This window comes from Nocardia sp. CA-135398 (genome assembly GCF_050955845.1).
Taxonomy (GTDB): domain Bacteria; phylum Actinomycetota; class Actinomycetes; order Mycobacteriales; family Mycobacteriaceae; genus Nocardia.
Genome location: NZ_CP192084.1, coordinates 1,247,588 through 1,274,429, shown reverse-complemented (window position 1 = coordinate 1,274,429; position 26,842 = coordinate 1,247,588). Strand labels below are relative to the sequence as shown.

The 26,842-nt window shown below is 66.7% G+C and carries 30 protein-coding genes; 13 read left to right on the top strand and 17 right to left on the bottom strand.

The window, feature by feature from the left end; translation table 11 throughout:
• Window positions 1–147: 147 nt before the first annotated feature.
• From ACQP1T_RS05695 to ACQP1T_RS05675, 5 genes are all read right to left on the bottom strand, one after another.
• Window positions 148–333, bottom strand: coding sequence for a hypothetical protein (locus ACQP1T_RS05695; protein ID WP_084484180.1), 186 nt, complete (start codon window positions 331–333; stop codon window positions 148–150).
• A complete protein-coding gene (locus ACQP1T_RS05690; protein ID WP_433601315.1) occupies window positions 334–828 on the bottom strand; it encodes a MogA/MoaB family molybdenum cofactor biosynthesis protein in 495 nt (164 codons plus the stop codon).
• An 80-nt stretch (window positions 829–908) separates the two neighbouring features.
• Entirely contained in the window at window positions 909–2,372 is a 1,464-nt protein-coding gene (locus tag ACQP1T_RS05685; protein WP_433758886.1) for a trypsin-like peptidase domain-containing protein, read from the bottom strand.
• Between the two features lie 118 nt (window positions 2,373–2,490).
• The gene (locus ACQP1T_RS05680; RefSeq protein ID WP_433758885.1) at window positions 2,491–3,963 is read right to left on the bottom strand and encodes an ATP-binding protein; all 1,473 of its coding nucleotides are present in this window, start codon (window positions 3,961–3,963) and stop codon (window positions 2,491–2,493) included.
• 15 nt (window positions 3,964–3,978) lie between these two features.
• Window positions 3,979–4,665, bottom strand: coding sequence for a response regulator transcription factor (locus ACQP1T_RS05675; protein WP_062986518.1), 687 nt, complete (start codon window positions 4,663–4,665; stop codon window positions 3,979–3,981).
• Window positions 4,666–5,023: 358 nt separating this feature from the next.
• Here ACQP1T_RS05675 and ACQP1T_RS05670 point away from each other — a divergent pair, with 358 nt between their 5' ends.
• From ACQP1T_RS05670 to ACQP1T_RS05650, 5 genes are all read left to right on the top strand, one after another.
• On the top strand, window positions 5,024–7,831 hold the full coding sequence (locus ACQP1T_RS05670; RefSeq protein ID WP_433758884.1) for an ATP-binding protein: 2,808 nt from the start codon (window positions 5,024–5,026) through the stop codon (window positions 7,829–7,831).
• Window positions 7,828–8,235 (top strand): roadblock/LC7 domain-containing protein, encoded by a 408-nt coding sequence (locus ACQP1T_RS05665; protein ID WP_062986522.1) that lies wholly within the window; start codon window positions 7,828–7,830, stop codon window positions 8,233–8,235. The genes ACQP1T_RS05670 and ACQP1T_RS05665 overlap by 4 nt, the downstream gene beginning before the upstream one ends.
• A gap of 7 nt (window positions 8,236–8,242) precedes the next feature.
• Complete coding sequence (locus tag ACQP1T_RS05660; protein WP_040695427.1) at window positions 8,243–8,617, top strand: DUF742 domain-containing protein; 375 nt, start codon at window positions 8,243–8,245, stop codon at window positions 8,615–8,617.
• 88 nt (window positions 8,618–8,705) lie between these two features.
• A complete protein-coding gene (locus tag ACQP1T_RS05655; protein ID WP_433761991.1) occupies window positions 8,706–9,263 on the top strand; it encodes a GTP-binding protein in 558 nt (185 codons plus the stop codon).
• On the top strand, window positions 9,256–10,092 hold the full coding sequence (locus ACQP1T_RS05650; RefSeq protein ID WP_433758883.1) for an MHYT domain-containing protein: 837 nt from the start codon (window positions 9,256–9,258) through the stop codon (window positions 10,090–10,092). The genes ACQP1T_RS05655 and ACQP1T_RS05650 overlap by 8 nt, the downstream gene beginning before the upstream one ends.
• 19 nt (window positions 10,093–10,111) lie before the next feature.
• Here ACQP1T_RS05650 and ACQP1T_RS05645 read toward each other — a convergent pair whose 3' ends face one another.
• On the bottom strand, window positions 10,112–10,924 hold the full coding sequence (locus tag ACQP1T_RS05645) for a VOC family protein (protein ID WP_433758882.1): 813 nt from the start codon (window positions 10,922–10,924) through the stop codon (window positions 10,112–10,114).
• Between the two features lie 125 nt (window positions 10,925–11,049).
• Between ACQP1T_RS05645 and ACQP1T_RS05640 the strand changes: the two genes are divergently transcribed.
• Together ACQP1T_RS05640 and ACQP1T_RS05635 are read left to right on the top strand one after the other, a co-directional pair.
• Window positions 11,050–12,054, top strand: coding sequence for a glycoside hydrolase domain-containing protein (locus ACQP1T_RS05640; RefSeq protein ID WP_433758881.1), 1,005 nt, complete (start codon window positions 11,050–11,052; stop codon window positions 12,052–12,054).
• A gap of 380 nt (window positions 12,055–12,434) precedes the next feature.
• Entirely contained in the window at window positions 12,435–12,659 is a 225-nt protein-coding gene (locus ACQP1T_RS05635) for a hypothetical protein (protein WP_433758880.1), read from the top strand.
• A 161-nt stretch (window positions 12,660–12,820) separates the two neighbouring features.
• Here the strand turns inward: ACQP1T_RS05635 and rpmF are convergent, their stop codons facing one another.
• Genes rpmF through mrf form a run of 3 tightly spaced genes read right to left on the bottom strand, consistent with a single transcriptional unit; the run spans window position 12,821 to window position 14,596 of the window.
• Complete coding sequence (gene rpmF, locus ACQP1T_RS05630) at window positions 12,821–12,994, bottom strand: 50S ribosomal protein L32 (protein WP_433758879.1); 174 nt, start codon at window positions 12,992–12,994, stop codon at window positions 12,821–12,823.
• Window position 12,995: 1 nt separating this feature from the next.
• Window positions 12,996–13,271, bottom strand: coding sequence for a type B 50S ribosomal protein L31 (locus ACQP1T_RS05625; RefSeq protein ID WP_433758878.1), 276 nt, complete (start codon window positions 13,269–13,271; stop codon window positions 12,996–12,998).
• Window positions 13,268–14,596, bottom strand: coding sequence for a ribosome hibernation factor-recruiting GTPase MRF (gene mrf / locus ACQP1T_RS05620; RefSeq protein WP_433758877.1), 1,329 nt, complete (start codon window positions 14,594–14,596; stop codon window positions 13,268–13,270). The genes ACQP1T_RS05625 and mrf overlap by 4 nt, the downstream gene beginning before the upstream one ends.
• 178 nt (window positions 14,597–14,774) lie before the next feature.
• On the opposite strand from mrf, the gene rpmB reads away from it, so the two are divergent.
• From rpmB to rpsR, 4 genes are read left to right on the top strand one after another with little or no spacing between them, the layout of a single operon-like run.
• A complete protein-coding gene (gene rpmB, locus ACQP1T_RS05615; RefSeq protein WP_433758876.1) occupies window positions 14,775–15,011 on the top strand; it encodes a 50S ribosomal protein L28 in 237 nt (78 codons plus the stop codon).
• 10 nt (window positions 15,012–15,021) lie between these two features.
• Window positions 15,022–15,192: a 50S ribosomal protein L33 gene (gene rpmG, locus ACQP1T_RS05610; protein WP_397037302.1), complete on the top strand. Its 171-nt coding sequence runs from the start codon at window positions 15,022–15,024 to the stop codon at window positions 15,190–15,192.
• The gene (gene rpsN, locus ACQP1T_RS05605) at window positions 15,192–15,497 is read left to right on the top strand and encodes a 30S ribosomal protein S14 (protein ID WP_433758875.1); all 306 of its coding nucleotides are present in this window, start codon (window positions 15,192–15,194) and stop codon (window positions 15,495–15,497) included. Before rpmG ends, rpsN begins: the two co-directional genes overlap by 1 nt.
• 32 nt (window positions 15,498–15,529) lie before the next feature.
• On the top strand, window positions 15,530–15,784 hold the full coding sequence (gene rpsR, locus ACQP1T_RS05600) for a 30S ribosomal protein S18 (protein ID WP_040695439.1): 255 nt from the start codon (window positions 15,530–15,532) through the stop codon (window positions 15,782–15,784).
• A 72-nt stretch (window positions 15,785–15,856) separates the two neighbouring features.
• On the opposite strand, the gene ACQP1T_RS05595 is transcribed toward rpsR, so the two are convergent.
• A complete protein-coding gene (locus tag ACQP1T_RS05595) occupies window positions 15,857–16,435 on the bottom strand; it encodes a LysM peptidoglycan-binding domain-containing protein (protein WP_433758874.1) in 579 nt (192 codons plus the stop codon).
• A gap of 245 nt (window positions 16,436–16,680) precedes the next feature.
• On the opposite strand from ACQP1T_RS05595, the gene ACQP1T_RS05590 reads away from it, so the two are divergent.
• The gene (locus ACQP1T_RS05590; RefSeq protein ID WP_433758873.1) at window positions 16,681–17,136 is read left to right on the top strand and encodes a hypothetical protein; all 456 of its coding nucleotides are present in this window, start codon (window positions 16,681–16,683) and stop codon (window positions 17,134–17,136) included.
• 64 nt (window positions 17,137–17,200) lie between these two features.
• Here the strand turns inward: ACQP1T_RS05590 and purH are convergent, their stop codons facing one another.
• The 7 genes from purH to ACQP1T_RS05555 all read right to left on the bottom strand — a co-directional run bounded on the left by purH (window position 17,201) and on the right by ACQP1T_RS05555 (window position 26,069).
• The gene (purH, locus tag ACQP1T_RS05585; RefSeq protein ID WP_433758872.1) at window positions 17,201–18,775 is read right to left on the bottom strand and encodes a bifunctional phosphoribosylaminoimidazolecarboxamide formyltransferase/IMP cyclohydrolase; all 1,575 of its coding nucleotides are present in this window, start codon (window positions 18,773–18,775) and stop codon (window positions 17,201–17,203) included.
• Entirely contained in the window at window positions 18,772–19,404 is a 633-nt protein-coding gene (purN, locus tag ACQP1T_RS05580; protein ID WP_433758871.1) for a phosphoribosylglycinamide formyltransferase, read from the bottom strand. The genes purH and purN overlap by 4 nt, the downstream gene beginning before the upstream one ends.
• Before the next feature lie 83 nt (window positions 19,405–19,487).
• On the bottom strand, window positions 19,488–21,041 hold the full coding sequence (locus ACQP1T_RS05575) for a cell division protein PerM (protein ID WP_433758870.1): 1,554 nt from the start codon (window positions 21,039–21,041) through the stop codon (window positions 19,488–19,490).
• 83 nt (window positions 21,042–21,124) lie between these two features.
• Window positions 21,125–22,213 (bottom strand): DUF5336 domain-containing protein, encoded by a 1,089-nt coding sequence (locus tag ACQP1T_RS05570; RefSeq protein WP_433758869.1) that lies wholly within the window; start codon window positions 22,211–22,213, stop codon window positions 21,125–21,127.
• A gap of 215 nt (window positions 22,214–22,428) precedes the next feature.
• Window positions 22,429–22,686 carry a hypothetical protein gene (locus ACQP1T_RS05565; protein WP_433758868.1) on the bottom strand — a complete coding sequence of 86 codons (258 nt, stop codon included), beginning with the start codon at window positions 22,684–22,686 and terminating at the stop codon, window positions 22,429–22,431.
• 82 nt (window positions 22,687–22,768) lie between these two features.
• Entirely contained in the window at window positions 22,769–25,801 is a 3,033-nt protein-coding gene (locus tag ACQP1T_RS05560; protein ID WP_433758867.1) for a BTAD domain-containing putative transcriptional regulator, read from the bottom strand.
• The gene (locus ACQP1T_RS05555; protein WP_433758866.1) at window positions 25,704–26,069 is read right to left on the bottom strand and encodes a hypothetical protein; all 366 of its coding nucleotides are present in this window, start codon (window positions 26,067–26,069) and stop codon (window positions 25,704–25,706) included. Before ACQP1T_RS05555 ends, ACQP1T_RS05560 begins: the two co-directional genes overlap by 98 nt.
• A 145-nt stretch (window positions 26,070–26,214) precedes the next feature.
• On the opposite strand from ACQP1T_RS05555, the gene ACQP1T_RS05550 reads away from it, so the two are divergent.
• Window positions 26,215–26,802 carry a Uma2 family endonuclease gene (locus ACQP1T_RS05550; RefSeq protein WP_433758865.1) on the top strand — a complete coding sequence of 196 codons (588 nt, stop codon included), beginning with the start codon at window positions 26,215–26,217 and terminating at the stop codon, window positions 26,800–26,802.
• Window positions 26,803–26,842 lie beyond the last annotated feature (40 nt).

Sequence of the window (26,842 nt, the reverse complement as noted above, 5' to 3'; positions counted from 1 at the left end):
GGGCAAAGTCGGCCACCGGCGCGATGACGCCATCAATAACTACGGGCCAACGCCGTACTTCATGGTTCAGCAAACTTCAGCGTGAGGAGTTCGTGGTGGATGAAGGCGCAACGCCCGACGGTAATACGTGGCTGGACCGTAGATGAGTCAGGAGCCGTGATGTGGCGGCACCTGCGAGCGGAACCAGTCGTCGGATAACGATTCGGAATCGGCGCCGCGCTCGTCACTGGTCGTCTCCGGAAGGACGTCGCCGAAAATTTTTGCCAGACGCGCCGCGTCCCTCGCCCGGCGTGTCGCCGGGCGAGGGTCGTCGGAGGAGTCCGCGGCGGTAATTTATTCCGCCAATCCGGACAGCTCGCCGATCACTCGGCTGGCGAGCGGACCGAGGGTTGCCATGCCGTCGCGGACCGCGGCCCGGCTGCCCGGCAGGTTCACCACCAATGTGCTGCCCGAGATACCGGCCAGCCCGCGCGAGAGACCGGCGTCGAGCGAACCGGCGACGCGACCCGAAGAGCGCAGCGCCTCGCTGATTCCGGTCAGTTCCCGGTCGAGCACCTGCGAGGTGGCCTCCGGGGTGACATCGCGCGGGGACATACCGGTGCCGCCGACGGAGATGACCAGGTCGACACCGCCGATCACCGCGGTGTTGAGCGCATTGCGGATCTCCACCTCATCGGCCTGCACCGATACCGAAGCGTCCACCAGGAAACCCGCCTCGGTGAGCAGCTCGGTGACCAGCGGCCCGAGCGAGTCCACACCTCCATGCGCCGTTCGATCGTCGACGACCACCACCAGAGCACGCCCCGCCACAGGAGCATCGATTTCCATGTTGGTAACCGTAGCGTCCAGATCCACGAGGTGGGCGTCGGCTCCCGGTCGTGCCGACAATCCGCCGGGCAGCACCCGCATCATCGGCCGCCGTCCGCGGCCGCGCCGGAGAGCGTCACGTCGACGGTCTTGGGGTTGTTGCCTTGTTCATCGGTGTAGGTGATCTTCACCTTGTCTCCTGGCTGATGGGAACGGACCGCGGCGATCAGTGCGTCGCCGGAGTCGATGGTCCGGCTGTCCACCTTGGTGATGATGGCACCGGCCGGGATGCCCGCCTTGGCGGCGGGACCGTCCGGGGTCGCGTCGAGTACCCGTGCGGCGGTGTCCTGCGGGCGCAGTTTGATGCCGATCTGGGCGTAGGTGGCGTGACCGGTCTTGATGAGTTCGTCGGCGACCCGGCGGGCCTGATCGACCGGGATGGCGAAGCCGAGGCCGATGGAACCGCTCTGCTGACCGGACGCCTCGCTGCCGCCGAGGCTGGCGATGGCGGTATTGATGCCGATGAGCTTGCCGCTGGCATCGACCAGCGCGCCACCGGAGTTGCCCGGGTTGATCGCGGCGTCGGTCTGGATCGCGTCGATGACCGGCTGCACCTGGCTCGGGGTGCCCTCGCCGTTGGTGGAGACCGGACGGTTGAGTGCCGAGACGATGCCGGTGGTCACCGTGCCAGCCAGCCCGAGCGGCGAGCCGATGGCGATGACCGGCTGGCCGACCGCGAGATTCGACGAGGTACCGAGCTCGATCGGGGTCAGCCCGTCCTTGCCCTGCACCTTGATTACCGCCAGATCGGAGACCGGATCGGCGCCGATCAGCGTGGCCGGTGCGGTGCTGCCGTCGGCGAAGGCGACCTCCATCTTGGCGTTGGCGCCACCGCCGGAGGCGACATGGTTATTGGTCAGGATCAGACCGTCGGAGGACAGCACCACACCGGAGCCCTCGCCCTGCGCGCGATTGCTGGCGACCTTGATCATCACCACGCTCGGCAGCACTTTCTGCGCCACCGCCTGGGTGGAGCCGGCCGGTGCGTTGGCGACATTGCTGACATTGGGCTTGGGTGCGTCCAGGGCATTGGTCACCGTGGTGTGTCCGTTGTCGGAGCGGGTGACCAGCGAGCCGACCGCGCCACCGACACCACCGCTGACCAGTGCGAGCGCGACCGCGCCGACGACAAGGCCGGTGCGCACCGGGCGACGTGCGGGTTCGGGCTGCGGCTCGGCGCTGAATACGGCGCCGGGATACGGCCCGCCGGGTGGGTTGGGCGGGACGTAGGACGGTCGGACGTTTTCCGGGCCCGGCTCGGGACCTGGGAATTGCTGAGCGTATTCCGGACCCGCTTCGGGACCGGGGAACTGCTGAGTCGGGTTGAACGGTGTGCGTTGCTGCCAGATCGTCGGACGCGGTGTCGCTGTCCGAGGCTCGTATCCAGACTGTGCATAGGGCTGGCCCGGTGGTGCGACCGGGATCTCCTGGGTCGGATGCGGACCGGACGCGCTGTTGGCGTTATCCGGCTGTGGCGTCACGCCTTCCTTGGAATCCTCGGTCATTTTTCTCCTTACGTCTTCGACCAGCTTGGCGACGACGACTGAGAGCGAACTGAGACCCCGCTATCAGTTTTCCGAGATATCACGGACCGCCCCGCCCTCACCTTAGTCCCGAACGGCGTCAATCGGTTACGGAGTCGGCCGCACCGTCGAGCATGGTCGCCGCGCCCGGCAGCACGATCCGGATCAAGGCGCCGCCGCGCTCGGAAGTCTCGATGGTGATCGTGCCGCCGTGCTTGGTCACCACCTGTTTGACAATCGCAAGCCCGAGCCCCGAACCCGGCATGGAACGCGATGCCGTGGTCCGATAGAAACGGTCGAACACCAGCTCGCGCTCGGCGATCGGAATACCGGGTCCGGCGTCGTCGACATCGAGTTCGAGCAAGCCGCGACCGGTTTCGCGCATGGTGACCTTCACCTGCGCGCCCGCCGGACTCCATTTGGCGGCATTGTCGAGAACATTCAGAATCGCGCGCTCCAGGCCTGCCTCGTGGCCGTATACGAACCAGGGCTGTAACTGCGCGGCGAACTCGATGGAACCGCGGCGGCGGCGGGCCCGCTCCAGCGCGCGCTCGGCCACTTCGCCGAGATCCACTCGCTCGTAGACGGTTTCGGGCGCGTCCTCGCGGGCCAGATCGACCAGATCGCCGACCAGAGTCGATAGTTCCTCGATCTGAGCCATCACATCGGCACGCAGTTCGGCCATATCCTGCTCCGGAATCCGCGGTGCGCCAGGGCGACTGGAGGCGATAAGTAATTCCATATTGGTGCGCAGCGAGGTCAGCGGCGTGCGCAATTCGTGTCCGGCGTCGGCGACCAATCGACGTTGCCGTTCGCGCGATTCGGCGAGCGCGCGCAGCATTGCGTTGAAACTCTCGGTGAGCCTTGCGAGTTCATCGTCACCGGTCACCGGAATAGGTGTCAGATCGTCGGTGCGGGCGACCCGTTCGGTCGCCGCGGTGAGTCTGCCGATCGGGCGCAGCCCGGTGCGGCCGACCGCGGTTCCGGCCGCCGCTGCCAGCACAACACCGCAACCGCCGACGACGAACAACAACCAGGCCAGCCGGTCCAGTACCTCGCGGGTCGGTTGCAATCGCTGCGAGACGACCAGCGTCGCACCGGAATGTGTCGGCACCGCGAGGACTCGCTGATTACTCACGGTGCGCAGCGACGAGGGCAACTCACCGTTGGCGACCGCGAGTTCCTGGGTGCCGACCGGCGGAATCGTTTGCTGCGGCGGCATATACGCCTTGTCTTTCGCGTATATCAGCGCCACTCCGACATCATTCGAGTACAGGCCAGCCAGCACGATCGACTGAAAACCCAAACTGTCGAAATTATTGTTGATCATGGTGTTCGCGCGCGCCTTCAGCTGCGAGTCCACATCGGCGTTCAGTGCGCGGGCCACCATGGCATAGGCGGCGATGGAGGTGACGGCCACGGCGATGGCCACCACCGAGGCGGCGAGCAGGGTTACCCGCCAGCGCAGCGAGACCGATCTGGTCAACGGCATGGGCGGGCGCATATCCGGCGGTTCCGCGGGATACGCGCCGAGGGCCGCGACCACTGGTCGCTTGGGATTGGTTCTGGCCATGGAGTGTCGACTCGCCTACGGGGGTGTTTCGCGCAGCACGTAGCCGACACCGCGCACGGTGTGGATGAGCCGGGCCTCGCCCTCGGCCTCGGTCTTGCGGCGCAGGTAGCCGATATAGACCTCGAGCGCATTGCCGGAGGTCGGGAAGTCGTAGCCCCAGACCTCCTCGAGGATGCGGCTGCGGGTCAGCACTCGGCGCGGATTCGCCATCAGCATTTCCAGCAGGGCGAACTCGGTGCGGGTGAGGCTGATCGACCGGTCGCCGCGGGTCACCTCTCTGGTCACCGGATCCAGCGACAGATCGGCGAACGTCATGGCCTCGGAAACCTCGCCGGGATCGGCGGCCCGGCGGCGCAACAACGCGCGCAATCGGGCCAGCAATTCCTCCAGCGCGAATGGTTTCGGCAAATAGTCGTCGGCACCGGCATCGAGTCCGGCTACTCGTTCGGAAACCGAATCGCGCGCCGTCAAAACCAGAATCGGCAGATCGTCTCCGGTGCTGCGCAAGCGTCGGCAAACTTCGAGCCCATCCATCCTGGGCATCATCACATCGAGCACGAGTGCATCCGGTCGCTGCCCGGTTGCTTTCTCCAGCGCGTCCACACCGTCGACGGCGAGATCGACGGAGTAGCCGTTGAAGGTCAGTGACCGGCGCAGCGATTCCCGGACGGCACGATCGTCGTCGACTACCAGAATGCGCATGACCCCAGTTTGACCGCATCGACTGAGAGTCGACTGAGAGGGCGCCGTCCGACACGCCGCGCCAGCATCGATGCCACCCACTAGGGGCTGGACGAGCGACCAGCACGTTTGTGATCACGTACAGATCTCGACGGAAACCGGCAACCGTTTTGGGCGACGAAACCCGTTCTGAGTAGCCATATTCGAGTGAATTACAGAGCGACTGCCCCAGATTGCCGTTAGTCACTCTGCGCGGTATGTTCCCTGCGGTAAAAAGAAGACCTCTAGTTGGTTCTCAGCGGGTTGAATCAAAACCGAACAGCCACGCGCCATCCGGGGGCACACGTGCAAGCTCGTGAAGCGGAGGCAACGGAAGCGGATGGAAGCTGCACCGCGGTCCTGGCAATTCAGTCTGTCCAACTGGTCGGTCACTCGCAAGGTTGGCATCGTGCTGGTCCTGCCCGTGCTGCTGGCCACCGTCTTCGCCGTGCTCCGCATCAACAACGAACTGCGCACCATGTCCCAGTTGGACGCGGCGACCGAACAGGTCATCATCATTCGCCCGATCGTCAAGTTCGGAACGGCCACCGAACAACTCGCGGTCGCGGCAACCGCCTCCTGGGGTAACACCGCGGATCCGGCGACGGACGCGGCATTGACGAAATTCGATCAGGCACTCGCCGATCTCGAGGCCGGAATGCGCACCACCAAGGTGAGCACCCGGGTCACCTCCGAATTGGCCTCGGCCGTGGCCACCGGCACCACCATGCGCAATAGCCTGCGCAACGGATCGCCGATGATGGTCGGTGAGCAGGCCGATGAGATCGCGGTTCGCATCGGCAACGCCTACGCCCTCTCGCCTTCGGTCGAGGACCTCGTCATCCAGCGCTACTTCCTGCAGATCGGCGCGCTCCAGAACGCCCGGCGCGTGCTCACCCAGCAGCGCATGATGATCGGCTCCCCCGACGCGGGCCGCAATCCGAGCGTGCGCGCGAAGGTGCTCACCTCCGCCGGTGCCGAGATGACCATGATCAATACCTACGGCATCATCCTGCCGGACAATGCGCCGAATATGCGGCCGCTGCTCGACGCGGTCGGCATCCGCCTCGGCGCATTCAGTCAGAACGGTGGGGATCCGACATCGAATCCGGCCGTGCTGGATTCACTACAGGTCAGCTCGGACACCTACGAGAAGACCACCAATTCCCTGGCCGACACCATCGATAAGGCACTGGCGCATCGGACCACCGACGCGCAGACCGGCGCGCTGCGCGAGACCACGATCGTCATCGGCATGCTGCTGGCCGGTCTGGCGTTGGCGCTCGCCGTCGCGCGCACCCTGGTCGTCCCGGTGCGCAGGCTGCGTCGCGACGCACTGGAGGTCGCGCACGTCAAACTGCCCGACGAACTCGCGGTCGTGCGCAGCGGTGGGGCCACCCCGGAGATCACCCCGGTCGGCGTGCACACCACCGACGAGGTCGGTCAGCTGGCGCGCGCCGTCGACGAGATCCACGAGCAGGCGCTGAATCTCGCCGCCGATCAGGCCCGACTGCGGCTGCAGATCGGGAATATGTTCGAAACCCTTTCCCGCCGTAGCCAATCCCTCGTCGAACAGCAGCTATCGCTGATCGAGGATCTGGAACACGACGAGGACAATGCCGAACGGCTACAAAGCCTGTTCCGCCTCGACCACCTCGCCACCCGCATGCGCCGCAACGGCGACAACCTGCTGGTGCTCGCCGGTACCGCGCTGCGCCGCGGTCAGCTACACCCGGTGCCGCTATCGGACATGCTCTGGAGTGCGGTTTCCCAGGTGGAGGACTATCAGCGGGTCGAAATCGGCGCGGTGCCCGACGGCATCGTCGCCGGTGAGCCCGCTGTCGACATCGAACATCTGCTGGCCGAGTTGATCGATAACGCGCTGCGCTACTCCCCGCCGACCACACCGGTCGCGGTGATGGTGGCACGCGCGGTCGACGGCGGCTACCTGATCGAGATCACCGACCGCGGCCTCGGCATGTCGCTGGAGGATCTGCAACTCACCAACGACCGGCTGGCCTCCGGTGGTGAGGTCACCGTCGAAACCGCCCGCCGCATGGGCCTTTTCGTCGTCGGCCGACTCGCCAAGCGGCACACCATCACGGTGAGCCTGCGCCGCACCTCGACCATGGCACAGCAGCCCGGTATCACCGCGAGCGTGCACCTGCCCGGCGCACTGGTCGCGCCGCCGCTCGATGCGACCGATCCGAACCAGCGGGCCATTATCGAGGCGCAGACCATGGCCGCACTGCCCGCACCCTCGCAACAGCAGCCGCCGCGCACGCTGGTGCCGGTGCCGAGCCTGCCGCAGCGTGAGCCGTCCCGGTTCGCGGTCACCAGTTCCGGTCTACCCCAACGTCGTCCGACCATGCGCGTCGCCGACGCGCCTGAGATACCGGTACCCGGCGACGATCACACGGAAACCTCGGTCGACGTATTCGCGGAGAATCCGAGCGGCCGCCGCGGCGAGGACGACCGGTCCCGCATCGCCCCGTTCGGGCCGCCGACCCCGACGGATGAGCCTGCCACCGGACCGAATTCGGTCGTCGAGGTGGAACCGCAGCAGGCGCCACTCGGCGCGGTCACCGATCTGTGGGCCGAACAGCCCGACGAACCGGCGAACACCGGATCGAATCCGATCGTCTCGCGCGAGCCCGCCGAAGCGCAGCAGACCGGGCCCCAGCCCGCGCTGCGGACGCCGCTGCCGGCCCGAAGGCCCGCCGCCGCAGCCGAATCCGAGCAGACCTCGACGCGACTACAGCCGGTCTCGGCCGACGCCGCGACCAACACCTCGACCCGACTACAGCCCGTACAGGGCGAAACGCCCACGCCGATCTATCAGCGAATGGTCTCGGAGTGGTTGGTCGAACCCGCGACGGCGCAAACCTCACCGTCGGCATGGACCTCCCCCGCCGATGCGGGCTGGACGGCCGCCGAACAGGCCAGCCATCCGACCGCCGAGGCCCGTACCGTCGGCGGACTGCCGATCCGCAGGCCCGGAGCGCAATTGGTGCCCGGCGGCCTGGCGCCGGTCGAGGAACCCGGCATACGCGATCCGGAGGAGATCCGGAACAACCTGACCAGGCATCTCAGTGGGGTCCGCAGCGGGCGGGCCGAAGCGCAGTACAACGACGGAGGGCTTGTATGACCAACCCGAACAGCACCACGGACGAGAACCTCAACTGGCTGGTTGCCCGCTTCACCAAGGATGTGCCCGGGGTGTCGCATGCGGTGCTGGTGACGGCGGACGGTCTGCTGCAGGCGACCAGTCCGAATCTACCCTCGGACCGCGCCGAACAGCTTTCCGCGGTCACCGCCGGTCTGGCCAGCCTCGCCACCGGAGCGGCGTCGCTGTTCGACGGCGGCAAGGTGATGCAGTCGATCGTGGAGATGCAGCGCGGCTACCTGTTGGTGATGAGCGTCGGCAACGGGTCGCACCTAGCCGTGCTCGCCAACAAGTCGCACGATATCGGCCGGATCGGCTACGAGATGGCCCTGCTCGTCGACCGGGTGGGCACGGTGGTCACGGCCACCGCCCGGACAGCCGTCTGATCCAACGATGTCGAGTCCATTCGGCCACGGACCGAACCGGCCGACCACCCGCGTCAGACCGTATGCCCTGACCTCCGGGCGTACCGAACCCGCGGTCGACCTACCGCTCGAAGCGGTTATCGAAACCCTGTCGTACACTGCGCATCTCGATTGGCCGGCGGGCGATCTGCGCACCGAGATCCTGCGGCTGGGCACGCACCGGCTGTCGGTCGCCGAGATCGCCGCCCACCTGGATCGACCGCTCGGCATGGTCCGGGTCATGGTCGGTGACCTCGTCGTCGACGGCGCGCTGCGCGTGCATTCGACACTGACCGACGAGGCGAGCTTCGACGAGCGCCGTTCCCTTATGGAGAGGACTTTGCGTGGACTCCGTGCCCTATAGGCAAGGCGGAAATTACGGGCAGCCCGGCAACTCCGGATCCGGCAATACCGGACCCGCCGAGGCAGACACTCGGGTCGCCTCGACCAAGATCGTGGTCGCGGGCGGCTTCGGCGCGGGTAAGACGACCTTCGTCGGCGCGGTATCGGAGATCGTCCCACTACGCACCGAGGCCATGGTGACCCGCTTCTCCGACGGCATCGACGATCTCGCCGATACCCCGGATAAGGAAACCACCACGGTGGCCATGGATTTCGGCCGGATCATCCTGCCGGGCAACCTGGTGCTGTACCTGTTCGGCACCCCCGGCCAGCGCCGCTTCTGGTTCATGTGGGACGACCTGATCCGCGGCGCCATCGGCGCGGTGGTGCTCATCGACACCCGACGGCTCGAGGACAGCTTCGCCGCGGTCGATTTCTTCGAGGCGCGCAAGCTGCCGTTCCTGATCGCGGTCAACCGATTCCCGGACGCGCCGCGCTTCCCGATCGCCGAACTGCGCGAGGCGCTTTCGGTGCGCGAGGGGGTGCCCATCGTGGATATCGACGCGCGCAATGCCGTGGAGGTCCGCCAGGCGCTCGCGGCCGTCACCGAATACGCGATCGCCCAATTGAAGGCGCTCGAATTGGAAGGAACCGCCCGACATGCATGACGTCCGGTTGTTCGCCGCGGCGAACGACGGCGCTGCGGTGGACCAGTTCTCGATGGGGTACTGGGTCGCCGGACTCTCCTTCGGTGTTTCGGTGCTCGGCGCCGTGGTCGGGCTGGCCTGCGTGCTGCACGCGGCGCGCTCGTCCCGGTTCCGGTTGGTGTGGGTGACCTCGGCCGCGGTGGCGCTCGGCGGCGTCGGAGTCTGGCTGTCGACCTCGGTCGCGCTGCTCGGCCTCGATATTTCGGGTACCGCGGCGCGCTTCGACGGCGGCAAGATGATCGCGGCCATGGTGACCTCGTTCGTCGCGGTATTCGTCGCGCTGATCGTCATCGGCCGTCGGCTGCAACCGGCCCGGCTCATCCCGGGCGGTCTGGTCATGGGAATCGGGATCGGTCTCACGCTGTATCTGGGGCTCGGGTCCATCCGCATCCAGGGGTCGGTCGATATCTCCCCGTGGCTCGCGGCGGTAGCGATGGTGGTTGCGCTGATCACCGGTGTCGGCACGCTGTGGTCGTTCCAGGCGCTGCACGGGCTGCTCGCCCGGGCGGCGACGGTGCTGCTGTTCGCCGCCGGTGTGGCGGGCATGTATTACGCCGGGGTCGCGGCCATCGACCCGAATATCGATGCAACCGCGAAGGCGCCGGACGGCCTCACGCTGTTCGAGTTCGTCTTCCCGATGTTCGTCATCGGATCGCTGGCGCTGACGATCCCGATCAGCGCGGTGCTCATCGCACCCGACCGCCGCGAGACCGCGGCGGCGCTCGAGGCCAAGCGCCGGTCCGAGCTGCGGTCGGACCGGCTCCGTTCCGAGCTCCAGTCGGTGCGCTGAGCCGAATCCAGCTCGCTGCTCAGGCCTTCGGTGCGGGCATCTCGCCGACCGTCTTGCTCGGATCGATGATGCCGATCGCCTCGCCCTGTGGACCGGCGATGACCGCCGAGCGTCCGGCGGGTGAATCCGCGATCGCCTGCAGCACCCGGCCGCCCAATTCCGTGGTCTTGGCCACACCGGCGTCCACATCGTCGTGCTGGAACCACACCAGCCAGTACGAGGGCATACCGTCGGCGGGCTTACCGGATTCGTCGGCGATGCCACCGACGCCCTCGGTTCTGGTCGGCGGGGTGAACACCACGTACTCGGCGTCGCCGAAGTCGAATTCGGTGTAGCTGAAGCCGAATACGTCGCGGTAGAACCGCTTGGCCGCCTCGATATCGCGGGTGTGCAGTTCGTTCCAGCCGTAGGCGCCGTGCTCGTTGTAGACGGCCGCGCCATTGTGTCCGGTCGCCTGCCATACCGCGAAGACCGCGCCGACCGGATCGGTCGCGACGAACATCCGGCCGAATTCCATGACATCGAAGGTCGGCGCGATCAGCTCACCACCGGCCTGCTGCACCTTCGCCGCGGTGGCATCGGCGTCCTCGACCGCGAAGTAGGTGGTCCAGACCGATGGCATGCCCGGCATCGACAGCGGCTTCGGACCGATTCCGGCCACTGGCGCACCGGCTTTCAACGCCATCAGATAGCCGCCCGAATCCGGGCCGCTGTCCTGGATCTCCCAGCCGAACAAACCCTCATAGAACTGCGCGGCCTTACCGGGATCGTCAACCTGACAGTCGATCCAGGCCGGGGTTCCCTCGGGCCATGCCTCGTTGCGTATGGGCATCGGTCATCTCCGTTTCTAGTGAATAGGCACCTCCACGGACCCAGTCAACCACCGGGCGCCTACAGTTTTGGCGGGTTCGGCAATGCCGCCGATTTCGGCCACCGACACCCCCTACAGTTACAGCTATGCGTTTGGGGCTGGACTACGCGGCGGGGCGTCCCGGCGGCGCGGCCATCCGAGCGGCCGGTTTCGATTTCGTGGTGCGCTATCTGTCCGAGGGTGGTGCGACCCTGCCCGGCAAGCAGTTGACCCCGGCCGAGGCCGAAGACCTGCGGGCCAACGGCATCTCCATCGTGTCGAACTGGGAGACGACCGCGGCCAGGATGCTGGACGGCTACGGCGCCGGAATCATCGATGCCCGTGCGGGTTTGGCGCAGGTACTGCGCTGCGGCGGACGATCGGATCGGCCGATCTACTTTTCCGCGGATTTCGATTCGACGCCGCAGGACCAGGTGGCGATCAATGCCTATCTCGAAGGCGCGGCCACCGTGCTCGGCGCCGCGAATGTGGGCATTTACGGCGGGTTTTGGTCGATCAGTCGAGCGCTGGACGCGGGCGTGGCGGCCTGGTCGTGGCAGACCGATGCCTGGTCGGGCAGCAATGTGGAGGCCAGGCGCAATATCCATCAGACATTGCGGCAGGTGGTCGTCGGCGGCGTGCTCTGCGATGTAAACGAAGCCGAGACAATCGATTTCGGTCAGTGGGACTTCGTAGAGGAGGAACCGGACGTGACGCCGGAACAAGAGGCAGTGCTGCGCGATATCCAGATCCAGCTGCGCGGTCCGGAGCTGTCCGGTTGGCCGCAACTCGGCACCGATGGGCATGGCCGGTATCGCACGCTGGTGGACGGTGTGGCGGCGGCGCTGCAGCGGATCAAGGAGCTCGAGGATGAATCAGCCGAGTTGCGTACGCAAGTCGGCGAATTGCGCACGGAGATCAGCGAACTCGAAGCCACCACCGCGGATCTGGTCGAGGAGGTCAAGCGGTTGGACGGACCGCATTGGCCGTGGCCGCTCTCGCTGATCGAGGGGCCGGCCGATTTCGTGGGTGAGCAACTGGCTCGACTGGAGTCCCTGTTGCCGGACTTGCCAGGTCTGCCGGGTAATCGGGAAGTGGGGAAATCGGCGTAACGGCCGGAAGTTTGGCGATGAGCGGGTTCTCGGAGATCCGGGTGAACCGGGGTTCCGAGAACCCGCCCTCCCGGATGAGGGTACCGGCGCGAGAGCACGAAATCATCACTGCGCCAGGACTTTTACGGACACGAAAAACCAACTCTCAGTACGTAATTGACCGGTGAGCTACCGCATCGCAATCGCAGAACTGGAAAATTGCCATGTGACACGAGCCACTCGAGTAGCTATCAGATTGCCCATTGTCGAGTGGTTCGGCTCCGAGACCGGCATCGGACCATTCCGGTCGGTCTGCCATCGACCCCACGCATTCGGTCCCACGCCAGCACCGCGCGAGTTATCGTCGGTTTGCACATACCGGTTCGTACGAAGGAGTTCGCATGACCGTAAACGTGGTGCTCGACAAGGCTCTCGACAAGGAATTCGAGAACAAGTCGCTGAAGGAAATCCTCTCCGCCCCGCCGTCGGCGTTGGCGGGCCTCACCCCGGCGCACGATAAGCAGCTGCTGGAGGCCCTGAAAATCAAGACCATCGCCGACCTCGGCAACAACAAGTTCTTCCAGCTCGCCGCCACCTTGGTGCAGCTCGCCGAAAAGGCGGGCTGAAACTTCGGCAGCGCCTTCGGCGCTGCGTGTTCGCGGCCCCCTTGGTCTCGCGTCCGAGCCGTCGAGACTCGCGCCTGCGGCGCATGCGCTTCGACGACTCGGACGCGAGACGGGCCGCGAACGGTCGCTCGTAAGACTCGCTCCGTTGTAGTACTAGGGCATCAACGTCGCCCTAGATCGACAAGTCCACGTTTGACCGCCTGCACCAAACGGCGCGGCACCTTGTGTACGACGCCACCGACACTGACCGGCACCAGGTCCGGCGGGGTCGCCTTCCACTGCGAGCGGCGGCTGCGGGTATTCGACCGCGACATCCTGCGCTTGGGCACCGCCATGTCAGCCCTCCCCTCGTGAAGGCCGGGACGATGCCCGCTTGCCGTATTTGCGCTCGAACTTCTCCACCCGGCCCTGGGTATCCAGCACGCGGTGGGCGCCGGTCCAGAACGGGTGCGAATCGGAGGTGACGTCCACGACCAGCAGCGGGTAGCTATTGCCGTCTTCCCACTCGACGGTGCGTGCGCTGGTGGCGGTGGATCGGGTCAGGAACCGCTTTCCGGTGCTCGAATCCTCGAACACCACCGGGTGGTAATCCGGATGTATGCCAGTCTTCATTTCGCCTCTCCTCTAGGACTTTTCGCCTGACCGTCGATCGGCAGGCCGGTGGGTTCGCCGGATTCGCACGGGTCGGCATGCCATTCGCCGAAGGGGTCCTCCCACTGCGCGACCCGCTCCGGTGCGCGTTCCACCAGGCGCAGTTCGTCGTCCTCGACCAGCGCCCAGTGCAGTGCCTTTCGGATCTCGGCCGGGTCCGCGTCATGGGCCAGGATGACCAGCGAAATGTCGCGGTCGCCGAAGTGCTCGTCCCAGCGCAGCGCGGCCATGGCCCGGCGCGTGGGGTCGGCCTGCTCCAACTCGCTCGGGCTCATGGCGGCCAGCCACGGTCCCGCTCCGCCGACACGCAATCCGCCGCCCGCCGATTCCAACCACACCACCTCGTTCGGCTGGGTGGCCAGCCACATCCGGCCGCGCGCGGTCACGACGCCGTCGAAGAGCACGTCGAGCGCCTCGTGCAGGCGGGCCGGATGGAATGGGCGGCTCGCGGCGAATTCGACTAGGGCGATACCGTATTCGGCGCCGAGCGGCGGCTCGCCACGCAGCAGTGGCGCATGGGCATCGAAGACGCGCCCGCGCCGCGACTGGGCCGGGATGCGCGCGAGCAATGCCTCGACATCGGCCGAATCGAGCAGCTCGATATCGTCGATCCAGGCCACCGGCGCCTCGGGCACGAGCCGGGAAAGTACCGCGCCGAGTCGCGCCCGATCGAGCGGGTCGCCGGTATTACCGTGTGCCACAACGGCATCCGCGAAGTCGACCTGCCCGACCGCAACCTGTGCCACGGTGCGGTCGTCATCGGCGCTCGCCAGTCCGCGCTCGGCGAGGGTGTCCTCGCCGGTGGCATCGGCCAACCAGGTTCGCGCGTCCACACAGGTGAGCACCGCCTCGATCCGCACGTCGCGACCGGCCGGACCGTCGACGCGACCTACCACACCGGTGACGACGATATTCTCGATCGCCTGGCATACCGCTTCCGCCTCGAAGGCCGGATCCAGTTCCAGCACAATGCGTTCCACCGACTCACGGGCGGCGAGCACACATAGCAGCGGCAGCAGATCGATGCGGAGGGTGCAGGAGACGCAGCCGTGTGCCAATTCGAGCACGGTCGCGGTCTCCTGCTCGCCGATGCGCACCGTTCGATGCACGATGCCCTCGCCGAGTTCGCTCAGGTCGTGGCGGATTGTGACGGTGCCCGGCGTCTCGCGCAGCACGGCGGCCAGTTGTGCCACACCCGCCGCGGCCGCTCCGGAGCAGCCGGCGAGCACCAGGACGGGCGTTCTCCAGTCGGACTGCCTCCCGGATGGGAGTAGAGCGGGTTCCACGCGGCACCCCTTTCGGTATCCAATTCGGCATGAGCGGAGGCCCCGCGTGGTTAGGCAGGCTGCCTCCTCCGGGCCCGATCCGCTCATACCGGAAACGATTTTCATTTGCTGTCAGGCAACGGTACATTGTCGAACAGCCGTTGTCGAAAATGATTGTCAAATACAGGAAGGAGTCCGCATGTCGGCCCACTGCCAGGTCACCGGCCGCAAACCGGGATTCGGCAAGTCCGTATCGCACTCGCACAAGCGGACGAGCCGCCGCTGGAATCCCAATATCCAGCGCAAGACCTACTACCTGCCCAGCGAGGACCGGCGCGTCACGCTGACGGTCTCCGCCAAGGGCATCAAAACCATCGACCGGGACGGGATCGAGGCCGTGGTGGCTCGCATCCGCGCCCGCGGCGACAAGATCTGAGGGGAGCGCCATGGCCTCGAAATCGACCGAGATCCGGCCGATCATCAAGCTGAAATCCACTGCAGGAACCGGATATACGTATGTGACGCGGAAGAACCGGCGCAACGATCCGGACCGCATGGTGTTGCGCAAATACGATCCGGTGGTGCGCAGGCACGTCGAGTTCCGCGAGGAGCGCTGATGGCCAAGAAGTCGAAGATCGCCCGCAATGAGCAGCGCAAGGAGATCGTCGCCCGGCATGCGGCGCGGCGCGCGGAGCTCAAGGAGCTGATCCGCAAGCCGACCACCTCCGAGGACGTCCGCGCCGCGGCACAGTCGGCGCTACAGCGGCTGCCCCGCGATGCCAGTCCGGTACGATTGCGCAATCGGGACGCCGCGGATGGACGACCGCGCGGTCATCTCCGGAAGTTCGGACTCTCCCGCGTGCGTGTACGTGAGATGGCCCATCGGGGTGAGCTCCCCGGTGTGCACAAATCGAGCTGGTAGACAACCACTGATCTCGAGAAGGAAACCGTCATATGGCAGTCAAGCGAGCACCCTCGAAGAAGGTTCGCGCCGAGCAGGCCCGTCGCCCGAAGAAGAACCCGCTGATCGCGGCGGGCGTCGAGACGGTCGATTACAAGGACGTCAACCTGCTCCGCACCTTCATCTCCGATCGCGGCAAGATCCGCAGCCGCCGGGTCACCGGGCTCACCCCGCAGCAGCAGCGCCAGGTCGCCGTCGCGGTGAAGAACGCCCGCGAGATGGCACTTTTGCCGTTCACCAGCCGGTAGGCACCGACTCGGAAGGGCCCCGAAGCTGAATCAGCCTCGGGGCCCTTCGTCGTTAGCACATCACGGTGCTTGTCACGGGATGGTGAGCACCTGGCCGGGGTTGATGGCATCCGGGTTGTCGATGCCGCTGGCGTTCGCGATCTCCTGATAGCGGCTGCCGTCGCCGTAGAAGCGCTCGGCGATCGCCCACAGGGTGTCACCCGGCTCGACCGTGTAGGTCTGCGCGGCGGGTGGCGGCGGCGGAACCTCTTCGGCGGCGGGTGCGGCGGCCTGCTCGGCGACCGGCTCGGGCTCCGGTTCCGGGGCGGGCAGCGGGTTGTCGGTCTGGGTGTCCGACGCCCACAGCGCGCTGCCGTCCTTGCCGTACAGCACCACATTGCGGTCGGCCTGCACGATCAGCCGGTCCGCTTCCCGGCCATCGGTTTCGGTGGCCCATGCGGCGCCCTCGCCCTTGTAGAGCACGAAGTTACCGTCCTCCTGCAGGACAGCCCGCTCGACGCCCTGATCGTGAGTCAGGGTGGACCACACGACATTTCCGCCCGGTTCCGACAGCACCAGATTGCCATCGGGCTGCAGGGTCAGGGTGTACGCACCACCGACCAGAGTCTGGCCGAGCCCGAGTTCTTCACCAACGCGCAGCGTGTCGCCCACGTTCTTCCTTTCGAAGGTTTTACTGTGCCGAGCATTCCGACTCGATGCGCGCCGCTCGGCGAGCATCGGCCCCGAATCTACTGGGCGGGCGGAAGATGCGGAGGTATTACGCGCAGCCTTAGCCGAATGTTCACTGCGTGGGCTGCATCGCTCTATCATCTTGTCGCACAATCCAACCGACGATTCTCCAGGTTTGCTGGTACGACTCAGCTCGAAGCGGCGATGCGTCGTTTAGGGTGGTCGGTATGTATCGGATGTCGCGAGTTCGGCCCGCCGCAGTCGCCGTCGCATTGTTCGTCGGCCTCGCCGTCACCGCCTGCGGTGGCTCCGATAACGGTGGGACACAAGAGAAGACGACGACAACCGCGGCGAAGAGTACGCCGACCGAGGGTACACCCGCCGACGCGGGCCGGATATTCGTCGCCGATCCGACGATCGTTGGCGCGCATCCGATTCCGTTCACATCGTGGTCGCGGGTGACCGATGATCGGATCGCCGTCAACTTCGAGACCGGGTCGCCGGAGTGCTACGGCGTGGATGCCAGCGTGACCGAGACCGACTCGACGGTCACCGTGGAACTTCGATCGGGTACGCGCGCCGACGCGGTCGGCCGAATGTGCACCATGATCGCGGTTTTCGGCACCCTCGAGGTGCCGCTGAAGGCGCCCGTCGGCAGCCGACAGATCCTCAGCGCCGTCTAGGCGGGTTCGGCGATCGCGTCCGAGAGGGCGGGAACCGGTGGCTCCCGCCCTCTTGTGGGACAACTCAGTGAGCGAAGTGGCGAGAGCCCGTGAGGTAGAGGGTGACTCCCGCCTCGCGGGCCAGGTCGATGGTGTCCTGGTCGCGGACCGAGCCGCCGGGCTGCACGATGGCCCGGATACCGGCCTGGATGAGCTGCTGCGGGCCGTCGGAGAACGGGAAGAACGCATCCGATGCGGCGACCGACCCCTTGGCGCGGTCACCGGCGCGCTGCACCGCGAGACCGACCGCATCGACCCGGTTGACCTGGCCCATGCCGACGCCGACCGAGGCGCCGTCATGGGCGAGCAGGATGGCATTGGACTTCACGGCACGGCAGGCGCGCCAAGCGAATTCGAGGTCGGCGAGGGTTTCCGCATCGGCCGCCTCGCCCGCTACCAGGGTCCAGTTCTCCGGGTTGTCGCCAGGGGCGTCGAGGATATCGCGGCTCTGCAGCAGTGCGCCGCCGCTGATCGGACGCAACTCCGCACCGGCGCGTCGCGGCGGCTCGGCGACCAAGATGCGCACATTCTTCTTGCGCTGCAAGACTTCGACCGCCCCGGCGGCATAGGACGGTGCGACGATCACCTCGGTGAAGATCTCCGCGACCTGTTCGGCCATCTCCACGGTGATCTCGCCATTGGCCGCGATCACGCCGCCGTAGGCGCTCACCGGGTCGCAGGCGTGCGCCTTGCGGTGCGCCTCGGCGAGATCCGCACCGATCGCGATGCCACAGGGGTTGGCGTGCTTGATGATCGCGACCGCGGGCGCGGCATGGTCATAGGCGGCGCGCCAGGCGGCATCGGCATCGGTGTAGTTGTTGTACGACATTTCCTTGCCGTGCAACTGCTTTGCCTGCGCCAGGCCCCGGCTGCCGTCGTTCTGGGTGTACAGCGCGGCGGACTGATGCGGGTTCTCGCCGTAGCGCAGCACCGAGGCGCGTTCCCAGGAGCCGCCGATCCAGTTCGGGAATTGTTGCGCGGCAGTCTCATTCGGCTCGGACGCCGGAGCGAGCACGCTGGTCATCCAGCTCGCGACCGCGACGTCATAGCTTGCTGTGTGCTGAAAAGCCTTGGCCGCCAACGCCGTCCGCTGGGCCAGTGTGAAGCCGCCCGCCTGCACCGCGGCGAGTACATCGTCGTAGTCGCCGCTGTCGACCACCACCGCCACCGAAGGATGGTTCTTGGCGGCCGCGCGCACCATGGACGGGCCGCCGATATCGATCTGCTCGACGCATTCGTCGCTGCTCGCACCGCTGGCCACGGTCTGGGTGAACGGGTACAGATTCACCACCACGAGTTGGAATGCCTCGACACCGAGTTCGACCAGTTGGTCGACGTGTTCGGCCTTGCGGGTATCGGCGAGGATGCCCGCGTGCACCCGCGGGTGCAGGGTCTTGACCCGACCGTCCAAGGTCTCCGGGAATCCGGTCAGATCCTCGACCTTGGTCACCGGAATGCCCGCTTCGGCGATCTTGCCCGCGGTCGAACCGGTCGAGACCAACTCGACGCCCGCGGCGTGCAGTCCGCTGGCCAGCTCGATGAGCCCCGTCTTGTCGTAGACGCTTACCAGCGCCCTGCGAATCCCCTTACGCTCACTCACCGAAGTACCCGCTCATCTGGAATTACTGCCTTTCGTCCGTCGGAGACAATGCCTCTGGTGGCGACGGCGGCGACAACCTCTGCCAGCAACCGTCGCTCGACAACCTTGATGCGCTCGTGCAGCGTGACCTCGTCGTCATCGTCGAGCACCGGTACCGCCTCCTGAGCCAGGATCGGTCCGGTATCGATGCCGGAATCGACCAGGTGCACGGTCGAACCGGTGACCTTCACCCCGTAGGCGAGTGCGTCGCGGACCCCGTGCGCGCCCGGGAATGCGGGCAGCAGCGCGGGGTGGGTATTGATGATCCGGCCGCCGTAGCGGGCCAAGAACACCGGGCCGAGGATCTTCATGAATCCGGCCGAGACCACCAGATCGGGTTCATAGGCGGCGACCGCGTCGGTCAGCGCGACATCCCAGGCGGATCGGTCGGGAAAGTCCTGCACTGCCATCCGGAAGGATGGAATCCCCGCGGCGGCCGCGTGTTCGGTGGCCTGGCAGACGCGATCGACGCCGACGGCGACGACGGTCGCCGGATATTCCGGAGCGGCGGCGGCCTCGATGAGGGCGCGCAGCAGAGAACCGGCGCCAGAGGCCAGCACGACGACGGTTGCCGGGGTCGCGGATGGCACCCACGGGGCATTCGATGACGTCAGCGGTCCACTCCTGCGGTTCGGTCGAATGACGGAGGCGGTGCTGCACCGCCGAGTAGAGCCTAACGACCGTCCACCCGGTCACTTTCCGGCAGGTCCGCCTCGACCACTTCGGCATCGACGATGTCGGGCACGGTATTGCTGCCCGTGACGCCCGAGGGGGCGATGGCGGTCTGCTCCTCGACCAGTTCGCCGTCGAGTTCCACCTCGAAGTCGGGGCCGACGTAGTCCTCGTATTCTTCGTCGTAGTCGTCGTATTCGTCGTAGTGATCGTCCTCGTAATGATCGTCGTAGTGATCACTGTGGTCGTCGTAGTAGTCGTCTTCGTAGTAATCGTCGTACTCGTCGTCGTACCCGGTCACCGGTGCGCCGATGGGAACGACGATCCAGCGTGCGAACACCAGACCGACATAGCCGGATACGGCCGACCAGCCGAAGGTCACGACCGCGAAGATCGGCAGGTCGAGCCCGAACTGCCCGAACGTCCCGAGGTCACCGCCCGCCACCGCGCCGAGCAGCACCAACATCACGGTCGCCACACCGGCCGAGGTCAGTGTCGCCCACGGCGCGGCCGCGCGGTCGTGGGAGGTCCGTCCGATATCGAGCCCGCCGAGCACACCCACCGCGGCCGGAATCAACAGCAGCACCGGCCACCAGCCTTCGGCCGGTCCGGTCGGCACTGCCGCCATCAGCGGAACGGCCGGAATCGGGCCGCCGACAACGGAAAACACGCTGATCGACGCGTCCCCGAACTGCGCGCCCGAGCCGACGAGCACACCGACCGTCGCGACCACCACATTCGGCAGATAGGCCAGCGAGAGCAGGATCAGCCCGAGCGCACCCGCCGCATTGCCAGCAGTGTGAAAGGTGTCACCGATGCGCGACCAGTGCGCGAGGAAGGACACGACGACGACCGCGGCGGCGCAGGCCAGCAGGCGCAGCACCGTTCGTCCGGCGCCGAATGTTCCGGCGATCGCCCAGTCCGGCAGCCGCAGCAGGTCGAACAGTCGACGCCGGTTCCGGCTCGCGATGCCACCGGCCGCACCGACCAGATGGACGCTGCCGACCCACCCGAAAGCGGCGAGCGTATTCGGCGGCTGCAATGCGACGACACCGGAGGCGTCCTCGGCTACCGCCAGACAGACGGCCGTGACCAGCAGCGGTCCGGCCAGCGCGGCGCCGACGAGCCAGCCGAGATCCGCGCGCGAACTGTCCGGTTCGACCGCGCGGGCACAATCCCGACCGGTCAGCCAGACCAGCAGTCCGGTGGGCAGCAGCGGTAAGAGTTCGAGTGAGGTTTTGCCGATCACCAGTGGAACCTGGTGTGCGGCAAGCCAACCCGCGGCGATCGCACCCGAGGTACCGGCCAGGCTGCTGCCCGAGGACAGCAGGGCGGCCAGCATGAGGACGACGACGGCGACGAGCGCGTAGGTCGTCGGCCGGGCCGCGACCAAGAGCAGCACGCGGGCGCGCTCGGGGGTCAGCGAGAGAAATCCGGCCTCGTCGAAAACATCCGCGGATGTGCGCGGCGTCGACCGGTCGCTCCGCGCCGAACGTTCCGGCGCGCCGCGGGACTCGGCGGTCCGGCGAACCAGAGGAGATCTCGAGGAGCTCATGGAAATTCAGCGTGGCAGCTCCCCCGGCGCGAGCGGGTCAGGCGCGCCGACCCGGTCTGCGGCGCGCCGGGAGAGCCGACGAATTACTTGTTCTCGTCCGGGCGGAATGCGTGGGTGGCGTCCGAGGACGGGTCCGAACCGGTTTCACCGCCGAACGGCTGGTTCTGCTGGCCCTGTTGTCCCTGGCCCTGCTGGCCTTGGCCCTGTTGGCCTTGTTGACCCTGGCCGAAACCCGGTGTGCCGTACTGCTGTCCGGACTGCGGAGTCCCGAAGTGCTGGGTGGCACTCTCATCCGGGCGCGGCTGCGCGGCGGGTGAGGAACCGTACGGCGAACCCTGCTGTGCCGCACCGTATCCGGGCTGCTGACCAAAGGCGGGGGGCTGCTGACCATAGGACGGCTGCTGACCCTGACCGTAGGTCGGCTGGCTGGGCTGGCTCTGGCCGTAGGGCTGCTGCTGGTACTGCGGGCCGCCCTGGCCGAACTGACCCGGCTGGCCCTGGCCGAACTGACCCGGCTGGCCCTGACCGTATTGGCTCGGCTGCCCCTGACCGAAAGCTGAAGGCTGGCCTTGACCGAACGCACCCTGCTGGCCATAACCGCCGGGGCCGAAACCGCTCGGCGGGCCCTGCGGCGTCGCGGGCTTCGGCGCGGGCGGGGTCAGGATGCCGGCTTCGAACAGCACCGCGACGACCGCGACGGCCGTCTGCACGAGAGCCAGGAATAGCAATACGTATGCGCCCCACTTCAGCTCGACGTTCAGATTGTCAGGCGTGGTGAAGGACAGGAACAACGTGCCGAGGAAACCGGCTGCCGATGCCGCGGCGGCGGCGCCGGCCCAATTCTGCTTGGGCAGCAGCGAAAGTCCGGCGAGCAGACCGCCGAGCAGCAGCAGCGCCAGCAGACCCGCCGCACCGAAATACTGGAAGAGGCTGAGCGTGTCGTCACCTCCGACCGTGACACCTCTGCCCAGGTCCCGCGGCTTCTGACCGAAGAACGGGAGGAAGCCGAGCAGGAAGTTGATCACACCGAGCGCGGCGACGCCGACCACCAGGAAGTACGGCAGGCCCTTTGCGGTGGACTCGGCGCCGGAACCAGCCGATTGGCCGGAGCTGGAAGGTGCGGGTGGCGTCGCGGGTGCGTTGTACCCGGAGCCCCCGGTCGGGTATGACATGGTCGTCGTCTCCTAGGTCGAGTCGTACGTAGTCTGAACGGCTGGATCTGTATCTGACGCTACTGCACTCGCTGGCCCAGGTCACCCTAAACCAACTGGCCGGACGACCGAAAACCGCGACTACGCTGGTCCTGTGTGAATCCGCGCCGACCGATAACAATTCGGCGCTACCACCTCAGATGGGAACGCACTTCTCCGGTGCGCGCCTCGAGTGACTAGCGGGGCACGACGTACCAAGCGCCGTAGCTGCCGACGCAGTCGAAGTCCTGCCATTCGCCGGTCCGGATGCCCTCGTTGCCACGGGCCAGGCACTGGTGTTCGTACTCGAAAGGGCCGAGATTGCCCGGCTGGGCCTGGGCCGATCCGGTGCCGAACGGGCCAGCGACGGCGGGCGCGATGCCGCCGATGAATCCGGCGACGGTGAGCGCGGCGATGGCCGCGATGCGGGCGGGGCGGATGCGGGTGATGGTCATTGTCTGCGCCTTTTCTCGGGGGGGTTCCTTTGGCGATGACCAGCCTCCCGCGCGGCCGTCTCAGCGCGATTTCATCCGCATTTCACGAGGTACTGCCCGGTTTTTCGAGTCTGTTCATGTAGCGCTGCCAGCCGAAGCCAGTGGTCCGGTAGGCGGAACGGGCGCGCTCGACCATGTCCCCGTCCGAGTCGCCTCGTGCCCGCCGCAGCGCAATCTCGATCGCCCGGCCCGCCAGTGCCGGGACACCGCCGGGATCCGCCGCGTCGTGCTCGGCGAGCAGTGCCGCGGCTTCGTCGAGCTCCCCCTTGGCGATGAGGACGTCGGCGAGATCGAGCCGAGCCAGACCGGCCTCCTCTTCGTGGGCGAGGGCGGAGCGACAATAGGATTCGGCGGCGTCGAGTTGTCCGGCGGCCAAGGCAACCGCGGCGCGGGTCAGGTCGTTGAGCGGCATGATCTGGCGATCGTCGAGGCGGCGGGCGTAGCGGTCGGATTCTTCGACCATTGCCAGTGCGTCCGCGTCGCGGCCCAGATCGAGCAGCGCCTTGGCCTGATTGCTCAGGCCACGGGACAGGCTGTGCTCATCGTCGTTGGCGCGATCCACCTCGGTGGAGCGCTGATAGGCGGCGAGCGCACCCGCCGCGTCGCCCGAATACAGCAGTGCGGTGCCGAGTGCGTCCGCGAAGGACGAGGCCTGCGTTACGCGCACCGCCAGCCGCTCCCCCTCGCGCAGCCGCTCGACCGCCTCCGGGAGCCTGGCCCGTTCGATATCGACGATGCCCTGGTAGTAGCGCACGGTCTGGGCGAGGTCGATATCGTCCAGCGGTGCGGCGAGTTCACTGGCTCTGGCCAATTGTGCTGCAGCGGAATCGAAGTCGCCGGTCATGAGGGTGTGGAAGCCGTAATGGCTCAGCGCCTGAGCCAATTCGGCCGGCGCAGTGTCGGCGGGCAGTGACTCGATCAGTGCGCCGTAGTGACGTCGCGCCTCACGGAACCAGGCCCTGGCCAGCCAGGGGACGTGCATTGCGGTCGCGAGTCGTAAACCGGCGGCGGCTCTCGGTGTTCCGGGTGCGTTTTCGAGTGCGGCGAGGATATTCGGCCATTCGGCGAAGACCGCGGCCACCGATTCGGCCGTTGCGAAATCGTCGGGCTCGCCGATCTTGCGCACCAGGTCGAGACACCAGTCCACGTGCCGGGCACGCAGGGGATCGGTCTCGCGGGTGTGCGCCAGTTGCGCGAGCGCGTAGTCGCGGACAGTCTCCAAGAGCACGAATCGTCTTGTCGCACCATAGTTCTGGACTGACACCAAGCTTCGGTTCACCAGGTCCGCGAGCGCGGGCGCGATATCGCCGCCTTCGAGATCCGATGCGGGTGTGACAGCTTCGGCCGCCTCGAGCGTGCACCCGCCGGCGAATACCCCGAGCCTGCGCAGGACCGTCCGCTCCCGTTCGGCCAGCAGTTCATAACTCCAATCCAGGGCCACCCGCAGACTCGTATGCCGCCCTCCCCCGGCATCCCGTGCTCCGCCGACCAACAGCCGAACGCGGTCATCGATGCGCTGCGCGAGTTGCGAGATCGTGAGCGTCCGAGTGAGACCCGCGGCCAACTCGATCCCCAGTGGCAGCCAATCCACCGCCGCGCAGATCCTGACCAGTTCCGCACGCTCATCGACAGTGACCAATCCGTGCAATCCAGCACGTTCGGTGAACAGTGCGACGCCATTGCCACGTTCCAGCGGACCCAGCGGATAGACCGACTCGCCTGCCACGCCCAGCGCGCGCTGCGAAGTCACCAAAATGCTGGAACCCGCTGCCGCGGTGGCTAATTCGGCAACAGGCTCGATCATATGCTCGGCATTGTCGAGGACCAGTAAGACTTGCTGTGCGTTATCGCGGGCCGAATTCGCCGATGCCGCAAGGTTATGCTGTGCACTCGAGCCGCCGCGCGCATGCGACGGATCCAATGCACCTTCTCCGCGTGCGCCCGAGCCACCTCGGAGGCCCAAGTCATTCGGCGGACCCGCATTTGCGCGCTCGGGGTCACGCGAATCGTCCAGCGCCGCCATATCACCTGTCGCACCCGCATCCAAGCGTGCGCCAGAGCCACCTCGCATATCCGAGTCATTCGGCGGACCCGCATTCGCGCGCGCAAGGGCACCCGAATCACCCAGGGCGACCGAACCAGCCAACGCTGCCGCATCACCTGGCGCGGCTGAATCCCCGCGAGCACCGGAATCATCTGTGGCTCCCGAAGTACCCAGCGCTGCAACGATTCCCGGTAATGGGTCATCGGGATCGATCGGGATGCCTTCCGTCAGGCCATTTGTCTCGAGTACTGCGAGCACCGCGGGCAGCACGTCCTCGGCTCGGGCCAGGGGCGCCAGTTCGACGAAGGCGACCGGGCGGCCGGAGTTTGCGGCGGCGCGGGCGAGTTCGGCTGCGAGGCGAGACTTTCCGCTGCCTGCGACGCCGACCAGGGTGGTCAGACCGGGTTTCGCGAAGCGAGCGCCGAGGGTGTCGAATTCGCGACCGCGGCCGATGAAACTGGTGGCCGGGACCGAGACGACCGGGTCGGAGTGGGGTGCGGCGGTTGCTGATTCAGTGGCGACATCGGTGACCGGATTAACGGCGATCGGCGCGGCATTCGCGGGACGCAGGGTCGGATCGTGGTCGAGAATGCGCAGTTCCAGCGCGGCCGTCTCCGGCGCCGGGTCGACGCCGAGTTGCTCGGCGAGATTCCGGCGCAGGCGGGCCAGCCGGTCGAGTGCGTCCGCTTGTCGCCCACTGCGATACAGCGCCAAGGCCAGCAGACCCGAGAGCGGTTCGTGCAGCGGATACCGCGCAACCAGGCGGGTCAGTTCGGTTACGACCTCCCCGGCCGCGCCCAATTCCAGATTAGCCTCCAGCCCTGCCACGGTCAGCGACAGCCGCCAATCGTCGAGCCGGTCCCCCTCGGCCGCGGCATACGGAACACTGCGCAGATCGGCCAGCGCGGCCCCACGCCACAACGCAAGCGCCTCTCTAGCGGCCGCCGCGGCCATGGCGTGGTCGCCAGCCCGACGCGCCGTATACAGCCGCTGCGCCGCCCTCTTCACCGTCGCCAAATCCGCTGCCGTCACGCTCGCGTGATATCCGGCGGGCGTCCGCCCGATAACGGCCGCATGCGTGCCGAGCGCCGCCCGCAAACCGCGAAACCACCACCCGCAACCGCTGCACCGGCCGCTCGACATCGGCTCCCCACAGATCCTCGGCCAGCCGCCCATCCGGAACAGGCACCCCGCCCGCCAACGCCAACCGCACCAGCACGGCCCGCTCCAACGGCCGATCGATGCCGACACTCTTCTCGCCCGCCCACAACTGCACTGGGCCCAGCACCAGCACGTCCACGCCTCACAGCATGGCAGTGCACGGTGGTCGACGCCCATCGACCCGACCCACAACGCCGCGCGCAGCAGGTATTCGTCTTCAGTTCAGTACATTCAATGGTGTGTACTGAACTGAAGACACGGGCGATCCAGCACAGAGGCGGACCATGACAGCGCACATGTTGCCGATCCCGCACGGGCAGCCGATCAGCGTGCGAGAATTCGACGCTCTGCCGATCGACACCAGCCATCGTTACGAGATCGAGAACGGACTCTTGCTCGTGAACGCTCGCCCCGCGCCACCCCATAGCCGGGCCATCAAGCGTCTGCTCGTGCAGCTCGACCCGCAGTTGCCGCCGGAGTGGGAGGCATTCGCGGAACTGGAGGCCGAGCTGCCCAAAGGACCATCACCACGCCGGGTCCCCGACGTTGTCGTTGCACCGACCGACATCGACGACCAGCTACGGATTCGCCCAGAGCAGATCGCCCTGGCCATCGAAATCGCCTCGTCCGACGAATCGGCGGTGCGTGACTATTCGATCAAAGCGGGCGAGTACGCAGCCAACGGCATAGAGCACTACTGGGTGATCGACATCGTCGACCTGGAATCGGTCGGCTTGACCGTCTACACCTTGGACCAAGACGCGCGCGAATACCGGATAACCCCCAGGTCCACCGGCATCGTCCGGCAAGAAGCGCCATTTCCGCTCGTCATCGATCTCGATGCCCTGGTCGGGCCGCGTCGCCCGGACTGAAATCTCCTCTGCCGACAAGCATTCCAAAACGGACACAGGT